The organism is Albidovulum salinarum (assembly GCF_025673475.1).
In the GTDB taxonomy this organism is placed as follows: Bacteria; Pseudomonadota; Alphaproteobacteria; order Rhodobacterales; family Rhodobacteraceae; genus Albidovulum; species Albidovulum salinarum.
The window spans coordinates 350240-367488 of sequence record NZ_JAOVQO010000001.1 but is presented as its reverse complement, the minus strand read 5'-3'; the positions used below and the strand labels follow the sequence as shown (position 1 = coordinate 367488).

At 63.5% G+C, this 17249-nt stretch carries 14 protein-coding genes and 1 tRNA gene; 10 read left to right on the top strand and 5 right to left on the bottom strand.

All coding sequences use genetic code 11. The features are described from left to right. Positions 1-69: 69 nt before the first annotated feature. Complete coding sequence (locus tag OEZ60_RS01785) at positions 70-261, bottom strand: hypothetical protein (protein WP_263332609.1); 192 nt, start codon at positions 259-261, stop codon at positions 70-72. Here OEZ60_RS01785 and OEZ60_RS22260 point away from each other — a divergent pair. From OEZ60_RS22260 to OEZ60_RS01775, 3 genes are all read left to right on the top strand, one after another. Beyond that, positions 175-603, top strand: a complete 429-nt coding sequence (locus OEZ60_RS22260) for an HGGxSTG domain-containing protein (protein WP_411709777.1) — start codon at positions 175-177, stop codon at positions 601-603. The genes OEZ60_RS01785 and OEZ60_RS22260 overlap by 87 nt on opposite strands. Positions 604-803: 200 nt before the next feature. Continuing rightward, positions 804-2201: a selenium-binding family protein gene (locus tag OEZ60_RS01780; protein WP_263332607.1), complete on the top strand. Its 1398-nt coding sequence runs from the start codon at positions 804-806 to the stop codon at positions 2199-2201. 81 nt (positions 2202-2282) lie between these two features. Further along, a complete protein-coding gene (locus tag OEZ60_RS01775; protein WP_263332605.1) occupies positions 2283-2864 on the top strand; it encodes a hypothetical protein in 582 nt (193 codons plus the stop codon). Between the two features lie 299 nt (positions 2865-3163). Here OEZ60_RS01775 and istB read toward each other — a convergent pair whose 3' ends face one another. Both istB and OEZ60_RS01765 read right to left on the bottom strand, forming a co-directional pair. Then, positions 3164-3916 carry an IS21-like element helper ATPase IstB gene (istB, locus tag OEZ60_RS01770; RefSeq protein ID WP_263332603.1) on the bottom strand — a complete coding sequence of 251 codons (753 nt, stop codon included), beginning with the start codon at positions 3914-3916 and terminating at the stop codon, positions 3164-3166. An 881-nt stretch (positions 3917-4797) separates the two neighbouring features. Next, positions 4798-4877: transfer RNA gene (locus OEZ60_RS01765), tRNA-Met, on the bottom strand. 334 nt (positions 4878-5211) lie between these two features. Here OEZ60_RS01765 and OEZ60_RS01760 point away from each other — a divergent pair. Beyond that, positions 5212-6660, top strand: coding sequence for an ADP-ribosylglycohydrolase family protein (locus tag OEZ60_RS01760; RefSeq protein WP_263332601.1), 1449 nt, complete (start codon positions 5212-5214; stop codon positions 6658-6660). 16 nt (positions 6661-6676) lie between these two features. Here OEZ60_RS01760 and OEZ60_RS01755 read toward each other — a convergent pair whose 3' ends face one another. After that, positions 6677-7573, bottom strand: a complete 897-nt coding sequence (locus OEZ60_RS01755) for a DUF5681 domain-containing protein (protein ID WP_263332599.1) — start codon at positions 7571-7573, stop codon at positions 6677-6679. Continuing rightward, positions 7570-8778: a site-specific DNA-methyltransferase gene (locus OEZ60_RS01750; protein WP_459178382.1), complete on the bottom strand. Its 1209-nt coding sequence runs from the start codon at positions 8776-8778 to the stop codon at positions 7570-7572. Before OEZ60_RS01750 ends, OEZ60_RS01755 begins: the two co-directional genes overlap by 4 nt. A gap of 578 nt (positions 8779-9356) precedes the next feature. Between OEZ60_RS01750 and OEZ60_RS01745 the strand changes: the two genes are divergently transcribed. The 6 genes from OEZ60_RS01745 to OEZ60_RS01720 all read left to right on the top strand — a co-directional run bounded on the left by OEZ60_RS01745 (position 9357) and on the right by OEZ60_RS01720 (position 16731). Then, positions 9357-9896: a DUF2924 domain-containing protein gene (locus OEZ60_RS01745; RefSeq protein ID WP_263332595.1), complete on the top strand. Its 540-nt coding sequence runs from the start codon at positions 9357-9359 to the stop codon at positions 9894-9896. Continuing rightward, on the top strand, positions 9893-11611 hold the full coding sequence (locus OEZ60_RS01740; RefSeq protein ID WP_263332593.1) for a recombinase family protein: 1719 nt from the start codon (positions 9893-9895) through the stop codon (positions 11609-11611). The genes OEZ60_RS01745 and OEZ60_RS01740 overlap by 4 nt, the downstream gene beginning before the upstream one ends. A 427-nt stretch (positions 11612-12038) precedes the next feature. After that, the gene (locus OEZ60_RS01735) at positions 12039-13376 is read left to right on the top strand and encodes a tyrosine-type recombinase/integrase (RefSeq protein WP_263332591.1); all 1338 of its coding nucleotides are present in this window, start codon (positions 12039-12041) and stop codon (positions 13374-13376) included. A 413-nt stretch (positions 13377-13789) separates the two neighbouring features. After that, positions 13790-13975, top strand: coding sequence for a helix-turn-helix transcriptional regulator (locus OEZ60_RS01730; protein ID WP_263332589.1), 186 nt, complete (start codon positions 13790-13792; stop codon positions 13973-13975). A 375-nt stretch (positions 13976-14350) separates the two neighbouring features. After that, on the top strand, positions 14351-15232 hold the full coding sequence (locus OEZ60_RS01725) for a toprim domain-containing protein (protein ID WP_263332587.1): 882 nt from the start codon (positions 14351-14353) through the stop codon (positions 15230-15232). After that, a complete protein-coding gene (locus OEZ60_RS01720; protein ID WP_263332585.1) occupies positions 15229-16731 on the top strand; it encodes a YfjI family protein in 1503 nt (500 codons plus the stop codon). The genes OEZ60_RS01725 and OEZ60_RS01720 overlap by 4 nt, the downstream gene beginning before the upstream one ends. The last annotated feature ends 518 nt before the right edge of the window (positions 16732-17249 follow it).

Sequence of the window (17249 nt, the reverse complement as noted above, 5' to 3'; positions counted from 1 at the left end):
CCGAGATTTCCGCACGCTTTCGGCCAATTCGGCGGCGAGCCTGTCCGGATAATTGGGACATATCTACATCTAGCCATAGGCAGAGCGGGCGAGGTTCGATGCAAAGGCGAGGCACGCATGACAGGCGATGACTTGAAACGGGAACGGCTCGAACGTGGGTGGAGCCAGCGCGACCTGGCTCGCCGCGCCGGGCTGCATCATCGCTCGGTGCAGTATTGGGAAGGGCAAGCGGAGATTGACCCGCTCGCCCATGCTGTCCAAGCAATCGCGCGGGCATTCGGCTGGCGAATTTCTCCGCACCAGCACGCACGCGCGCGATATGGGGTCTTAGACCGCGAGGCGGAGCTTGCCGCCATAGACCACTACTTCACGGGGGCGCTGCGGCGACGACTGCGCCGGATGGTCAACCGCCGAGTCATCTGCGGAGCCAAGACGCGCAAAGGCAAGCCGTGCCGGGCGAAGTCTGAGCCCGGCCGGAAGCGGTGCCGGTTTCACGGGGGCAAGAGCACAGGGCCGAGAACGTTGAAAGGCGTGGCCCGAATTGCCGAGGCTCAACGGCTGCGCTGGGCGCGGTGGCGGGCTGAGCGGGCAGCACCAAAATAATAACCTCGTCCTAGAACGGCGAGTGTGGACTTCGAGCCCAAATCGGCTGTTGGCGCGAAGACTCGGGTACCTCTGCCAGACCGGACAATCGGGTTGTTTGCCCGGCACCGTATTTCGTGGCAGGCTTCCGCGTGGGCGCTCACGACTACCCGACATACCCGACAATCAGAAACGCGCCCAAGCCCAGGGAGGAGCCGACAATGAACTTGCGACCCGATCCCACGTTTCACGCAACTTCGAAACTCGCCATGGAGGCACCGGCTGAGACGCTTGCCTTCACGCTCATGCTGAGCCCGGACGGTTCTCAGCCCGATGGCTTGGCGATCGTCGATGTCGACCCGAGCTCAGACACCTTTGGCCAGATCGTGCATCAGGTCATCATGCCCAACAAGGGCGATGAGTTTCACCATTTCGGCTGGAATGCCTGTTCCTCGGCGCTTTCGCCCCTGACCGGCCATGCCTTCCTCGAACGGCGCTACCTGATCATTCCCGGCATCCGCTCCTCGCGCATCTACGTCGTCGACGTGAAGGAACCGCTCAAGGCCAAGATCCACAAGATCATCGAGCCCGAGGAGGTCTTTGCCAAGACCGGCTATTCGCGCCCGCACACGATTCATTGCGGGCCCGAGGGTATCTATGTCTCGACCCTCGGCGGCGGCGGCAAGGACGGCACCGAGGGCCCTCCGGGCATCTTCATCATGGATTGCGAGAGCTTCGATGTGATCGGCCGCTACGAGATCGACCGGGGTCCGCAGGACAAGCAATACGATTTCTGGTGGAATCTACCGCGCGACTACATGGTCAGCTCCGAATGGGGCCTGCCGCCACAATTCGAGAACGGTCTCGTGCCCGAGGATCTCCTGTCCAACAAATACGGCCACCGGCTGCATTTCTGGAACCTTCGCGAGCGCAAGAATGTTCAGACCATCGACCTCGGCGAGAACCACCAGATGGCGCTGGAAGTGCGCCCCGCCCACGACCCGGTCAAGGAATACGGTTTCTGCGGCGTCGTGGTGGACACCACGAACCTCGAAGGCTCGATCTGGACCTGGTGGCGCGAAGGCGGCAAGTGGCACGCGAAGAAGACCGTGACGATCCCGCCGCAGCCGGCGAAGGCCGACGACCTGCCCGACATGCTGAAAGGCTTCGAAGCAGTGCCGCCGCTCGTGACCGACATCGACCTCAGCCTCGACGACAGGTTTCTCTATGTGTCCTGCTGGGGAACGGGCGAGATGCACCAGTACGACGTCTCGGACCCGATGAAGCCGAAGCTTGCCGGCAAGGTGGAGATCGGCGGAATCGTCAAGAAGGCGAAGCATCCGAACGGCAAGGATTTCGGCTACGGGCCCCAGATGGTGGAGATCAGCCGCGACGGCAAACGGGTCTACTGGACCAATTCGCTCTATTCGACCTGGGACGACCAGTTCTACCCCGGCGACCGGGGCGCGGCGATGGTCATGGCGAATGTCGGCGCCAAGGGCGGGCTGACGCTCGACAAGAACTTCTATGTCGAGTTCCCGAAAGGCTACCGCAGCCACCAGATCCGGCTCGAGGGCGGCGACTGTTCGACGGACAGTTTCTGCTACCCCTCCGTCTGACGCGTGGGCGGAATTGATACGGCAACGGCCCTGTGGTGGGCCGTTGTCGCTTCAGGCGTCTATCACGGGGTCAATCCGGGCATGGGCTGGCCGCTGGCGGTTTCGGCGGCGCTGCTGGAACGGAAGCGCTACAGTCTCTACAGCGCGTTGCTGGCGCTGGCCGCGGGGCATCTGCTCGCAATGGTGGCGATCCTGTTCCCGTTCACTGCGCTGCTGTTCCTCGCGAAATGGCAGCGCGAGATACAGGTCGGCGCGGCCTGCTTGGTGATTGGGCTCGGTGTTTACCTGGTCTTCAATCGCCGCCATCCACGCTTTCTCGCCCGCGTGCCGCCGACGCGGCTTGCGCTATGGTCCTTCCTCGCGGCTATGGCCCACGGAGCCGGCCTGATGCTGGTGCCGATCTATCTCGGCATCTGCCGCGCCACAGATACGGATGTCGGCCATCAGGCAGCGGCAGACCTGATGGCGGGCAATGCCGGGGTCGCGGCAGCGGTTGCCATGGTCCATACGTTTGCCATGGCATTTTCGGGCGGGTTGCTCGCGATTGGCGTTTACCACTGGCTCGGGTTGAGATTCCTTTCCAAGGGTTGGTTCAACCTTGATCTGGTATGGGCCCTGAGCCTCATTGTCGTGGGTGCAATCTCGCTGTTTGTACTTCTCTGATGCGCACGCTGTCTTCTCAAAGCGAGGGAGATTGCATGACCGTCTGCTTGGTCCGCTCAGCGGACCGACGCGGTTTGCAGACATAGCCAAAGCAATCAACAGCGGCGTGACTTCGCAAGGCGGGGGTAGGTGAATCTCTATGGTGTCAATCCCGGCGCAAAATTGGTCGGCGTAGCGGCGGAATAGTCCCCAACGGTTGGGACTATTGCGCGTCTTGACGCGTGTGCTCCCCACAAAGCTGACGCGCGGCAAGGCGCACTGGCCGAAGGCCAGTCCGGGCAGCATCGATCGTTGTGAGATCAGGTTTGGGCCTTGCGGCTCTGGCGCAGCCTGAAGCTGTCGCCGTTCATCTCGAGAATGTGGACATGGTGGGTCAGGCGGTCGAGGATGGCGCCCGTGAGGCGCTCGGATCCGAAGACCTCGGTCCATTCGTCGAACGGCAGGTTCGATGTGATGATGATCGAGCCGCGTTCGTAGCGCTGCGAGATGATCTCGAACAGGAGCTCGGCGCCGGTCTTGGAGAGGGGAACGAAGCCGAGTTCGTCGATGATCAGCAGATCCTGACCGGCGAGGCCCTTCTGCAGGCGCTGCAGCCGGCGGTCGTCGGCGGCCTCGATGAGTTCGTGGACCAGGCTTGAGGCCATGGTGAAGCGGACCTTCAGGCCCTTCTGACAGGCGGCGAGGCCGAGCCCGAGGGCAACATGCGTCTTGCCGGTGCCGCTCGGTCCCAAGGCGATAACGTTCTCGCGACGATCGACGAACTCGCAGCGCGCGAGTTCCATCGCCAGCGCCTTGTTGAGCGTGGGGATTGCCTTGAAGTCGAAGCTGTCGAGGCTCTTCGTGGCGGGGAACTTCGCCGCCTTGATGCGGCGCTCGATCATCCGGCGCTCGCGCTCGATCAGCTCGAGCTCGCAGAGCCTGAGCAGGTACTGCACATGATCCTTGCCTTCGGATGCGCATTGTCGGGCCAGCTTGGCATGCTCGTTCTGAAAGGTCGGCAGCTTGAGCTTCTTGAGATGATGCTGGAGCAGCAACTGGGGCGTGTCGCTCATGTCGTCGCCCCGGGCATCAGGCTCATGTAGCTGGCCGGCTTCGTGGCCTCGCCGTGCTCAACCTGACGCAGACCGACGTCTCGCGCGTGGTCAACGAACAGATCGATGGTCCCCTCCTAGAACTCGTTGAGGCCCTGTCCCGTGACGCAACGAGCGTGGCAGATGAGCTGCTTGCCAAGCTAAGGGCGATCGCGGCTCGTGGCTTGGTGCGGTCAGTAATGCCCGAGCGAGCAGACACGGCGATCGGTCGGACGCTGGACCACGGCGCTCGCACTTACTGATGCGTCCATTTGCGTTACGAGACACGGGCAGAGGCCCAGGAGGGTTTTCAGATGCGCTTGCACAGGCGTTGGAGCAGGGAGAGCGATGGCGCGCGCTCCCGGTGCAAGGCCAAAATCCCGGTTGAGCGCAGCGGCTAGGGCGGCGACGGTATTCGCGCGCCTAGGTGCTCGCGCCGGAACAACCCGATCGGCGACCTCGTCCCAGTTCCTAGCTCCCGCACCCATCGGGCAGAATGGATGTAGACAATCCAACGTGCTTTTCCCGGCTGGCAATCGCTACTCTTAATCCCCTGTCTATTAATCTCTTTTCCCGCGAACAAGCCGAGTCGCGGATGTCTTGGAAGGGAAGAGGCGCGAAGACTGGCGTTCTCTCCAATGGTGATGCCCAAGGACCGATGAATTAACCTTGCGTCAGTTGTTTTCAGCGATGGTTGGTTACATGGTTTGGAAAATCGTCATACCTCTGCGCGCGACTGCACGCCAACGCGTGCGGTTGCGGTTTATCTGCCTTGGTGTTGATGTGGCGTTGATGTGGATTGCCCATAAGCGAAATGCCCCGCGTGATGCGGGGCGTAACGCTTTGGTATTACTTGCTATTTTTGGTTGCGGGGGTAGGATTTGAACCTACGACCTTCAGGTCATGAGCCTGGCAATCGCCACCCGATCTTGCTCCCCGGGCATGGACGAAGCGACAGTGTCTCTGTTCAGCTATGTGACGCCGAGGGTCGCCCCTCGATCACATTGGAAGGGTTGCTCCGTGCAACCTGATCCAGAACCTGTTCTCGGCCCGGTCTGAGCGACCAACGGGTATTTGCGCTGGACCCGCCCAGGATCGAGGCGCAAGTACCGTTGGAGCCGACAAGTCCGGTTGATGCCCAACGGTGCGCGCCCCCGCCGTCAGCCCAACCGCCGCCGTTCGTTGGCCAATCCCGACGCAATCGGGCAAGCCCGACTTGACTTCACGTTGCCGGCAAGCATTCGTGGCGTCCCTTCCTTTTTCGTGAGGTTTCCCGAATGCGCACCAGTGCCACTCATCCCCTGCAGATCGCCACCGTATCGCCCAAAGCCGGGATGGGCCGAGTCGGCATCACGTTCTGCCCTGGCAAGAGGCAGCCGCATGCCGCAACCGGCGCTTGGGACCGACAGCTCGACCTGGACCTTGATGCATTAGCCGCCTGGGGCGCCGTCGCAGTGGTCTCTCTCGTCGAGTCGAGCGAGTTGACTGAGCTAGGTGTGCCCAACCTCGGCGCGGAAGTTGCCGCACGGCACATGGACTGGCTGCACCTGCCTATTCCGGACTTCTCCACGCCATCGGCGAAGTTTGAAGCTGCTTGGCGCAGTGCTGGAGAAGACATTCGCGGCCGCCTGCGCGCGGGTTTCGATATCGTCGTCCACTGCAAGGGCGGGCTCGGTCGGGCAGGAATGATCGGTGCTCGCCTCATGGCAGAACTTGGCGTATCTCCCGATCAGGCCGTGGCGGAGGTGCGCGCCGCCCGGCCCGGGGCGATCGAGACCGCCGCCCAGCTGGAGCATGTGTTGACCACCCCGCCGGTTCCGGAAGTTCAACCTGCCACGTCCTTCGAAGCGATCCGGGATCGTGCGGTGGGCAGCCTGCTCGGACTGGCCATGGGCGATGCCGTCGGCACGACCCTCGAGTTCAGATCCCGGGACAGCTACCCTTACCTCACGGACATGATCGGTGGCGGTCCGTTCGGCCTTAAGCCGGGCGAATGGACCGACGATACGGCGATGGCGCTCGCATTGGCCGACAGCCTCGCCGCGAACCCCGAACTTGACCCAAAGGACCTGATGACGCGTTTCTCCGACTGGTGGCGGAAGGGGGTCTATTCCTGCACCGGGCGCTGTTTCGACATCGGGATCACGACGCGCCAGGCAATCGGACGCTGGGAGAAAAGCGGCGATCCCTATGCAGGCTCCACCGATCCCATGACCGCTGGCAATGGCAGCCTGATGCGCCTCGCCCCCGTCGCGATCCGCCACTACAAGGATCGCGCCAAGCTCCGTGATGTCGCCGCCCGCCAGAGCCGGGCCACCCATGCCGCCTCCGAGGCGGTCGACGCCTGCGTGGCCTATGCCGAGCTTCTCGCCGATGCGATCGAAGGGGCGCAACGTTCGGCCGTACTTGCTCCGCGGGCGGGGTTCACGGGCAAGGTCGGTGCGTGCCTCGCAGGCGGCTGGCGCGGCAAGGCGCGCCGCGATGTCCGGGCCACCGGCTACGTGCTGCATTCGCTCGACGCCGCCCTTTGGAGTCTCGGAGCCTCGCCCGGGTTCCGGGGCGCTGTCCTCAGGGCCGCCAATCTCGGCGAGGATGCCGACACCACGGCGGCGATCACCGGGCAGCTGGCCGGGGCATTGGCCGGTACCACCTCGCTGCCATCGGACTGGTTGACGCGTCTCGCCTGGGCCCCGCGCATTCGCGGCATCGCCGAGACCCTCCTCTGATCCGTCGGCGCCGTCCTCACTCTCGGCTACCGTCCTCCCCGTCCCCGAGCGCATCCGTGAAGAGCTGGATCTGCTCAACCAACTTCTGCCGGGCTTCGATCAGGAACTTCCTCGTGGTCTCACACGTTTCGCTTTCCAGAATCTCATCCGCGGCCTTCACATATTCGCGGAATCGTTCGCGCAGCTCCCATGCTTTCTCCAGGGCGTAGCGCTCGGCTTCGGTGGCCGGCCCCTTGAGCAAGACCTCCCCGGACACGAAGTCGACCTCGATGTGGTCCGGATGCGGCAGCGGGATCTCGGCCGCCTGCGCCCGATCGGGGTTGCGCTCAAGTGCGCGGAGCCTCGTTTCATGGCTCTGCTTGTATTCGATCATGGTCTCAATCAGACGCTCATGCTGACGCCGGTCATAGTTTTCGACCTGGCCGGCCGCGTCCACGATCAACCTTGCGGAGCCAATCACGCCCTGCATGGCCTTGTTGATATGTTGGCGGATGACGGCCTGGATCGCCGGCATCTCGCGGTCCTCCCCGTTTTCGCGATACTTGACGGAGCGTTCGAGTTCGGCGCGCAGGCCTTCATGGAAGCGATAGCCATCGGGGCTGAGCCGCCGCGTCTTCGCACCGATCGGCCGCCCCCGGGGGTTGCCCGATACTCCTGGCTGGAAGCGGTGTTCCGCCGGCGGCTGGCCATACCCGACGCCCGCGCTTTTCGAGAGCTTCAGTTTGTTGATCGGCGGTAGCCCGAGGGCCGGATCGAGCCCGCCGACACCCGGCTTGCTCTTTTTCTTCCCAAGCGCATTCCTACGCGTCTCCTTGGCTTTTGCGGATTTCGACGCGCGATCTTCTTGCAGCGTCACGCCGTCGCGCTCGGTGTCCCGCTTCACATCGGGTTGCTCTTCGTCATGGTCGCTCATTGGTCAGCCTCCTCGTTATCTAGCCGGCGCGGCCAGCCGCAGACCAGCTGCACCGCATCTTCCTTCGTCGCCTTCTCAGCCCGCGCGAGGATCAGGTCGCCGTAGCGCGGATCGAGTTCGATCAAGGCAGCGATCCGCCCGGTCCTTTCGGCGGCGACCAGCGTCGTCCCCGACCCGCCGAAGGCGTCGAGAACGATGTCACCGCGCCCGGTGACGTCGCGGATCGCATCGGCCACCAGCCGCACCGGCTTGACGGTCGGGTGGGAGGCGAGATCGGAGCGGCCCTCCGCGGTAAGCGCTGTCGCACCGGGATATTCCCAGACATTGGTGCGGTAGCGCCCGCCCTCGCCGAGGCCGAACGTGTTGACATGGGGGGCCGTGCCGGCCTTGAAGACGAAGACCAGCTCGTGGCGCGACCGGTAGAAGGTGCCCATGCCGCCGTTCGTCTTGGCCCAGACGCAGAGGTTCTTGAGGACCAATCCGGCATCCCTGCCAGCGCGGACCATCTCGACCATGTGGCGCCAGTCCATGCACACCATGAGGATTGCCCCGTCGTGGCAATGACCGGCCATGCGGTCAAGAACGGTGCGCAGGAAAGCGGTGAACTGCATGGAGGTCATCTCGCCGACGGCCATATCGAATTCGCGGTGGCGGATCTTGCCGCCGCCGCTCACATGACCCTCGATCGGCACGTTGTAGGGCGGATCGGTGAAGACCATGCGCACCTTGCGGTCCTCGACAAGTACCTCGTAGGCCACGGGATCACGCGCGTCTGCGCAGAGGAGCCGGTGCGCTCCGATCTGCCAGAGGTCACCCGGATAGACGCGCCGCGGCAGAACCGCCGGGAGCAGATCGTCCTCCGGATCATCAAGCGCCTCCGGATCCTGCGCGCCGATCCGGTCATCGATTTCGGCCAAGGTGAAGCCGGTCACCTCGACCTCAAAGGTGAGATCCGGCTGGCTGAAGAGATCCTTGAGTTCCTCGGCCAAAAGATCGTCATCCCAGGTAGCGTCTTCGGCCAGGCGATTGTCTGCGAGGACGAAGGCGCGTGCCTCCTCGGCGCTCAAATGCGTCACCCGGAAGCAGGGCACGAACGACATGCCAAGACGTTTCGCCGCCTCGAGCCGCCCGTGCCCAGCCAGCACCATGTTGTCCTCATCGATCACGATCGGCGCGTTGAAGCCAAGGCTCTCGATCGAGCGCATGAGTGTGCGGATCTGTTTTTCGGGATGCTTGCGCGCATTGCGTCCAAAGGGCCTGAGCGCCCCTGGGTTCAGATATTCAATGCCCTGATCAGGCAAGATAGCCTCCAAATTGTTCCAGGAGCGATCTCCCGGTGAATGCGGGCAGACCACGACCATGAAGATGCGGGCAGTCCCGCAACCCCGTGGGCGCGATCAAAGCTGTGAGGTGGAGGAACGATTGGCCCGATCTACGACACTGTTGACCTTCGCTCTTCGCCTCCATCGATCCGGTCGTGTGGATCGATTGCAAGCCTGAGAACAAGGGGCGAACACGTCAACAGATTTCGCTGTCAGTTTTCCATTTTTTACAAATATTAACAGTGCTTTATCATGAACATGATACTTCTGCCATCGGCGCCGCATCGCGCGGCGGGCAATGAATATCACGGTCATGATAATTTCCTACAAAACCGAGCAAGCTCCAGCGCAAACCATTGGACTTCGAGCCCAAGTGAAGCGATGACTGATTCGCCTCGCCCACTCGGGGTTCGTCCTCGTAGCAGCGGCCAAACGAGCGCCGCCGGGCAGGAGGATGGACCATGTTCGATAAAGATCCGATGCAGTCCAATGTGCAGGCGCGGCTAGTCTGGCGCGTTCAAAAGAGGAGGCTGCCAAGCGTCCCGGACATCGCCGCGGCCGACCGGCAGACCCTGATCGCCTGGTGGCGGCAGATCTTCGGCTCCAACGTCCCGAAAGGGCTCAGCCAGGGTTTTCTGCGCCGCTTTCTCGCCTTCGAGCTCCAGTCCCGCCAGCACGGGGGGCTTCCAACGTCGCTCCTGGCCCAGCTCCGAAGGATCGACCTCGGCCACGAGCGACGGCCGACCGCATCGCTCCAGCCCGGTGCGCGCCTCCTGCGCGAGTGGAACGGTGTGACGCATGTGGTCGAGATGCTCCCGCGGGGGTGCCTTTGGAACGGCAAGTCCTACCGCTCCCTTTCGGCCGTCGCCCGCGCGATCACCGGCGCGCAGTGGTCGGGCCCGCGGTTCTTCGGCCTGACCGATCCGCGGACAGTCACCGACCAGAACAAGTCCCGGCGGACCACGAGGCCCGGTCTTCCGGTATCGCGGAGAGCCACGTGACCAAAGGTCCCACCATGATCCGTTGCGCCGTCTACACCCGGAAATCGTCCGACGAGGGGCTCGACCAGGCCTTCAACTCCCTCGATGCGCAGCACGAGGCCTGCGCGGCCTATGTCGCGAGCCAGAAGCACGAGGGCTGGAAGCTGCTTCCTGCCCGTTTCGATGATGGCGGCATCTCCGGCGGCACGCTCGACCGCCCGGCTCTGCAGCGCCTCCTTGCGGAGATCGATGCTGGCCGCGTCAACATGGTGGTGGTCTACAAGATCGATCGGCTGACCCGGTCCCTGGCCGATTTCGCGCGGCTGCTCGAGCGCCTCGAAGCGCGCAACTGTTCCTTCGTCTCCGTCACGCAGGCCTTCAACACCTCGACTTCGATGGGACGGCTGACGCTCAATGTCCTGCTGTCCTTCGCCCAGTTCGAGCGCGAAGTGACCGCCGAACGGATCCGCGACAAGATCGCGGCATCGAAGAAGAAGGGGCTCTGGATGGGCGGGCTTGCCCCGCTCGGTTATGACCGCCATCCCGATCCGCTGCGCCGCGAACTCGTGGTTAAGGCGGACGAAGCCGTCTTGGTGCGCAGGATCTTCGGCTTCCGGCGCGACGGGCTCGATCTCGGCGAGATCGAGGCCCGATGTGCGGCAGAGGGTATCTGCTCCAAGCGGCACCACTTTGCGTCCGGTGCCGAACGCGGCGGCGGTCGCCTCACGCGCGGGCAAATCCACTACATCCTCACGAACCCGGTCTACCGCGGGCTGATCCGTCACAAGGACGCCTGCTACGCTGGGACCCATCCCGCAATCATCGACGACGAATTCTGGCGGGTGGTCCAGGATGAGTTGCAGAAAGCTGCGCGCAAGCCGAGAGGGACAGCAGGTCTCTCACCACGGCCCGTGCAGGCAAAGATTGAGAGCGATCGGAATCGGCCCGCCTCGGAACACGTTGCGCCACTCAAGGGCAAGATCCGCGACGACACCGGGGACCTCCTCACCCCGACCCACACCCAAAGGCATGACCGCCGCTATCGATACTACATCTCCAATCGGCTTCTCTCCGGTGGCGCGGATCGCACGGCTTGGCGAATTCCATCCCGCTCGATCGAGAGCGCCGTTCGGGCTGCCGTCACCGCGCATCTCGTCGATGCCGCGCGGAGCCACCGACTGCTCGCCGCACCCGACGCCGCGCGCTCCCTCGAACTCGCGGCGCGGGTCGAGGATCGAATGGTTCGCCCGGAATCCGAGATGGCGATCGAGACACTTGCGCTCGTTCAATCCATAACGATCGCGCCCGGTAATCTCGACATAGCTCTCGATCCCGCGGTTGTCTCACACGCCCTTGATCTGGCTGGTGGGGAAATCTCCGAGGCGGCACTACGCTTTAACTGCAAATCCCGGGTTCGCCGGCGCGGCGTGGAGACAAAGATCGTTGCAGGTCAGATACGCCCTTTTCCTGACCAGACCTTGCGCCGGACCTTGGCCCTGGCGCATCGCTGGGTTGGAGATCTTCGATCAGGCAAGGGCCTCACCGAGATTGCGGCCGAGGGCGGGCATGCCGACTCCTATCTGCGCACCCGCGCGCCCTTCGCGTTCCTCTCCCCGAAGATCCAGGCCGCGATCCTGAACGGCACCCATCCACCCGACCTTACCGCCGAACGCCTTGCGCGCACACCTATTCCGCTCGACTGGGCCGAGCAGGAAGCCCAGTTCGGCTTCGCTTGAGATCGTCTCCGGTTCAGCAGGAATAGCTTCCGCACCCGGCCTGGTCGGCCGGCGCGTCATTTTGAATTTCCCTGTTAATTCCCTGTTTCCGGGGCAGGCCCCGAAAAACCGAAGCGTCTCGGTTGGCCGACTGAGACGCCTACGCATTCCGACCCACATGAGGCCGGTATGATCCGGTCTCGCGCGGCGCTTCGCAGTGCCAAGCCGCGGTTATGTCGCGAAGAAATGGCGCGCCATGCAAAAGTAACTGCACAATCAGGGGTGGCTGGCGGAGAGAGAGGCAGCCACAGTATATTCCGAGACAATCCAGAGACGTCCACGCATGCCATTGTTTATTGACATGTTTTATACTTCTGTGTCCTGACTATTCCAGTGCTATCTTGGGCATTCCGGCGCTTGCTGGGGGAAGAAAAGGGGGAAGTGGATCGTGACAGCCAAGGCGCGACGAAGCGCAAATGCTCTGACGGCGGCAAAGCTGACGGCGAATCTGGAACCGGGCAAGTATCACGACGGCGGCGGTATCGGGCTTTATCTCCGCGTTGACCCAAACGGAGCGCGGTTCTGGGTGCAGCGCATCACCATACAGGGGCGACGGCGTGAAATCGGGCTGGGGAGCCCGCCAATCGTTTCACTTGCGACCGCACGGCGGAAGGCGACCGACAACAAGCGGCTGGCCGTGGAAGGGGGCGACCCGCTGGCCGAGAAACACAGGGTCCGCGACGCCCTGACCTTCAGGGACGCGATGGAAAAGTATCTGGCGAAGAAATCAGCCGAGTTTGGCAACGAGAAACACCGCAAGCAATGGCGGGCGACGCTCGACACCTACGCAGTCCCGGTTCTCGGCTCCATGCCGCTGCAGGCAATTGAGGTGCGCGACGTGCTGCGCGTGCTCGAACCGATATGGCTTACCAAGACGGAAACCGCGTCACGACTTCGCGGACGTATCGAAGCGGTTCTAAGCTGGGCGACCGTTGCGGGCCACCGCTCGGGCGACAATCCAGCGCGCTGGGGTGGTAATCTGGCGGAACTTCTGCCGAAACCCTCAAAGGTTGCAAAGCCCGACAATCACCCCGCACTTGCGCTGGCCGACGTGCCGCGCTGGTGGGCGGCCCTTAGCCAACGCGAAGGAATAGCAGCACGGGCGCTGCAGTTCCTGACCCTGACGGCGGCGCGGTCGGGTGAGGTGCGCGGTATGACCTGGGGCGAGGTGGAGTTTGAGGGCTGGGACAAAACTGACAAAACCGACAAAACCTCTCTCGCAATCCGAAGCGCGGTTTGGGTTATCCCGGCGGGGCGGATGAAAGCGAAACGGGAGCACCGCGTTCCGTTGACGCGGGAAGCGGTCGCAATCTTGCTCGACGTCTCCGGCATGCCCTACGGCGACGGCTGGCAGAAGCCTGCTGCGAGCGCGCTGGTCTTTCCCGCTCCTCGCGGCGGCAAGCTATCCGATATGACAATATCAGCCGTCATGCGGCGGATGCAGGAAGCCGAGGAAAAGGCGGGGCGGGAGGGATACCTTGACCCGAGAAGCAAGAAGCCTGCCGTGCCGCATGGTATCCGCTCGACCTTTCGCGACTGGGCGGCGGAACGGGGCTATGAGCGCGACATGGCCGAAATCGCGCTGGCCCATACCGTCGGCAGCGAGGTGGAGCGCGCTTATCGTCGGAGCGACATGCTCGAACGGCGACGGGCGATGGGTGAAACTTGGGGGCGGTTCGTGCGCGGCGAAGAGGGGGCCAAGATTGTGCCCATAGGTGCGTTTTGACGCCGCACGGTGGTCGAGAGGCGAATCAACCGCCTGTCTGGGGGACATGACTCGCCGCGTAATTCCGGCCTTGTCGCCAGCAGCCGCAAACATGAGCAAAAAAAAATCACCAGCGCCTAATCGGACAAGGGGCGCAACCCGATGAAATCGTGCGGCTCCTCAAAACCCATAACTTATGGCTTTTCCTGTAAGTAGATGAACTAAAAAGAAATTATTGCGACTGCTTCGGCATTCGTTAATGTCTAGCTACTGGCTGATGCGAAACAGCTAATGGCCCCCAAGGCGGATTGCCGTCCGCCAAGGGAGCCGGGGTATAGGAGTATTGATGCCACCTATACCCCATTTCTCGCTCAACGCGGGTCGACTGGCAACCACAAACGCGGACCGGTGACCCGGAAACAGGATGGGGACAGATGAAAATCCTCCGACTACCCGAATTGAAGTCTCTCACCGGTCTTTCGCGGTCGACCATCTACGCCAAGATAGCTGACGGCACCTTTCCCGTTCCGATCAAGCTCGGGGCTAGAGCCGTGGGCTGGCCTGAGGTCGAGATTGCCGCATGGCTTGAGGGTCGCAAGGCCGACCGGGACGCGGCGTAATTCCGTGCGAAAAACCGATGGGGTCCGGAACCTGTGTCGACAGGAGTCGGACCGGAGGAACCGCTCAGCGTTTGCGGCGGACACTCCGATTCCGCCGGAACGGACAGAATTACAGGCCGAACAGGAAACAGCCGACAATTACGCACATGTGGTCGTTCGCCTCGGTGACAGGTGGCGTGTAGTCACATGTCGGGACGACCTACAGTGGATACTGCAACACCGAAAAAAAGGCGGCGCAGAGCGGCCCTGGCGCGGCAAGAGATACTTCCGTACCCGCGCGGCCCTAATCAAAGCCTGCGCCTCGTTCTGCGCGCCTGTTGACCCGGCCGCGCTGGCTGTATTGCGGGCACTTCCCGAGCATTTCGGAGAGGTGGCATGACGAACGCGCGCACCCTGACCGAAGCGCTAGGCGGGCGCTGGCATGGCTCCTACGGGCTTGCCTTCTGCCCGGCGCACCGCAACACCCGCACTCCCGCGCTGTCCCTGTCGGACGGAGCCGGGGGGCGGCTCCTGGCCCGCTGTCACGCGGGCTGCCGCTTTCCCGCGATTGCCGATGCGCTGCGGAGCCGAGGACTTCTGGACGGGGGCGTTTGCGCCGCCCCCGACCCTGCGGAACTGGCGCGCCGACGCGCCGAGGAGCAAGCCGAGGCCGAGAAGCGCGGGCGGCAGGCGCAAGCCCTCTGGCGGGAAGCCGGACCGATTTCGGGCACCATTGCGGAAGCCTACCTGCTCGGGCGCGGCATCACCTGCGCACTGCCCGACACGCTGCGCTTTCATCCGTCATGCTGGCACAAGAGCGCGCGGCGCTTCCCGGCGCTGGTGGCGCGCGTGGACGGGGCCGAGGGGTTCGCGGTGCATCGCACGTACCTTGCACCCGATGGCCCCGGCAAGGCCGAAGCAGAGCCCGCCAAGGCGATGCTCGGGGCCGTTAAGGGCGGCGCGGTGCGGCTCACTGACGGGCCGGGGACGCTGGTGGTGGCAGAGGGCGTAGAAACCGCCCTGAGCCTTGCCTGTGGGCTTCTGCGCGCCCCGGCGACGATATGGGCGGCGCTGTCAACGTCGGGCATGCGGGGGCTTCGGCTTCCCGCTCGACCGCAACGGTTGACCATCGCACACGACGGGGACGTAGCGGGCCGCTACGCCGCGCATATCCTGGCCGAACGCGCGCACGCGCTCGGCTGGGCGGTATCCTTTCTTCCCGCGCCGTCGGGGCGCGACTGGAACGATGTTCTCCGCATGAAAGGTGGTGACGCATGAACGTGCTCGCACACCAAGAAATCCCCTTTGAGCCCGATTGGCCAGCCCCCGACGACCGGCTCTTGCGCGCGGAAATGGCTGCCGCGCCGGAACTGCCACTGTGCGATGTGCTCGGGCCGCGTCTGGCGGCTTGGGTCAACGATGCGGCCAAGGCAAAGGGCGCACCGGCCGACTTTGTGTTCGCCGCGCTTCTGGCGGTCGCGGGAGCGACTATCGGCAATGCGCGCTGGGTGTCCCCGTGGCGCGGTTGGACCGAACCGCCGATAATATGGGCTGCGTGCATCGGACTGCCAAGCGCCGGGAAAAGCCCCGCAATCGACGCGGTACTTGCGCCGTTGCTCCGAGCGGAACGGCCGATGCGTGAGCGTGCGAATGCCGAACTGGCCGCATGGGAAGAAAGCGCCGAGGTTGCGAAGCTGGTGGAATCCGTATGGAAGGAATCCGTCAAGGCCGCAATCAAGGAAGGCAAGACTCCGCCCGCGAAACCGGTAGGCGCAACCCTCGCCGCAAAGCCCCATATCCCCCGGCTCGTCGTGAATGACGGCACAATCGAGAAGCTGGGCGCGATTGTCGCACGGCAACCGCGCGGGCTGCTGCAAACCCGTGACGAACTGGCGGGATGGCTTGAGGGGATGCAGCGCTATTCCGGTGGCGGGTCTGACCGCCCGTTCTGGCTCGAAGCCTATGGCGGGCGCGGCTTCACGGTGGAGCGCATGGGGCGTGAACCGCTGACCATTGACCGGCTCGCAATTGGCGTTGTTGGCGGCATCCAGCCTGACCGGCTGCGGAGCCTCCTGTTCAAGGCCGACGATGACGGGCTATTAGCGCGCTTCCTGCCGATATGGCCGGAACCCGCGCCGCTTAACCGCCCCAGTGCGTGGGGCGATGACGCATTGATCGACGCAGCGTTGGCAAGACTGCTGTCGCTCGACCTCGTGACCGAAGCGAACGGCGAAACCCACCCGTCTTTCCTGCAATTTACGGAAGGCGCACGCGACCGGATGGATGACTTCCGGCGCGCAGTGCGGGAATGGGAAGCCGGGGCTGAGGGATTGCTGCTTTCCTTCATCGGGAAGCTGCCGGGGTTGGTGGCGCGCCTATCGCTGGTTCTGGCAGTCCTCGACTGGGCGGCAGACGAGGCAGATGAGCCGCGCGAAATCACGGTCGAGCACTTTGGCCGCGCCGCGCAGCTGGCCGAGATGTATCTCCTGCCGATGGCACGGCGCGCTTATGCTGAGGCATCGGACTCGAAGCCGCTCCGCGCGGCGCGGCGACTGGTTGAGATAATCCGGGAAGCCGAATGGCAGCAGTTTACATCGCGCGATGTTCTGCGGCTCGACCGACAGGGGCTCGGCGCGGCGGCCGAACTCAATCCCGCCCTGACGATGCTCGAAGACGGCGACTGTATCCGGCCGGTCGAACCCCCGCCCGCTCCGCGAGGCGGCAGGCCGCAGCGCCTGTTTCTGGTGAATCCGGCGATTCATGCTGAACGAAAATGATGAGATGGCAGCAGGCCGCGAAGCAGGCGAGCTAGACGCTGGCGCAACCGACCGATGTAGGACTACCCGGTCCAGAAATCCGGGTATTGTCAGTTTCGTCAGTTTTGTCCCAGAGGGGAGCGGGCGTTGCCCCGCTCCCGGTGTCTGCCGACCATCCGTCTGCCGAAGCCTCTGTAAGCAGCGCAAGCCCGAACTGCGACGCGCGAACGTGGACGGGGCGCGTCGTGTCACTGTCTGAAAAGCAGCGACCGTGGAATGGGATCGCATACGCCAAGTCGGCGGCTGAATTTCGGCGATACTGACGGTTGGGTACAACCGTGCGAAGGATGAAACCGCTTTTCCTCTTCCAATCCTGAACTTGACCCGGCCATGCGCCGTAGAGATTCAGCGGGACATGATGCCAGCGCCCAAACCGAGCGGCTCGGACCCTAAGGTTAACCCTCATGATTTCTTGGTGGATAAGTGCAACATAAAATATTGATAATAATATACAAAGTTTGAAACTTTTGAGGTGAGGG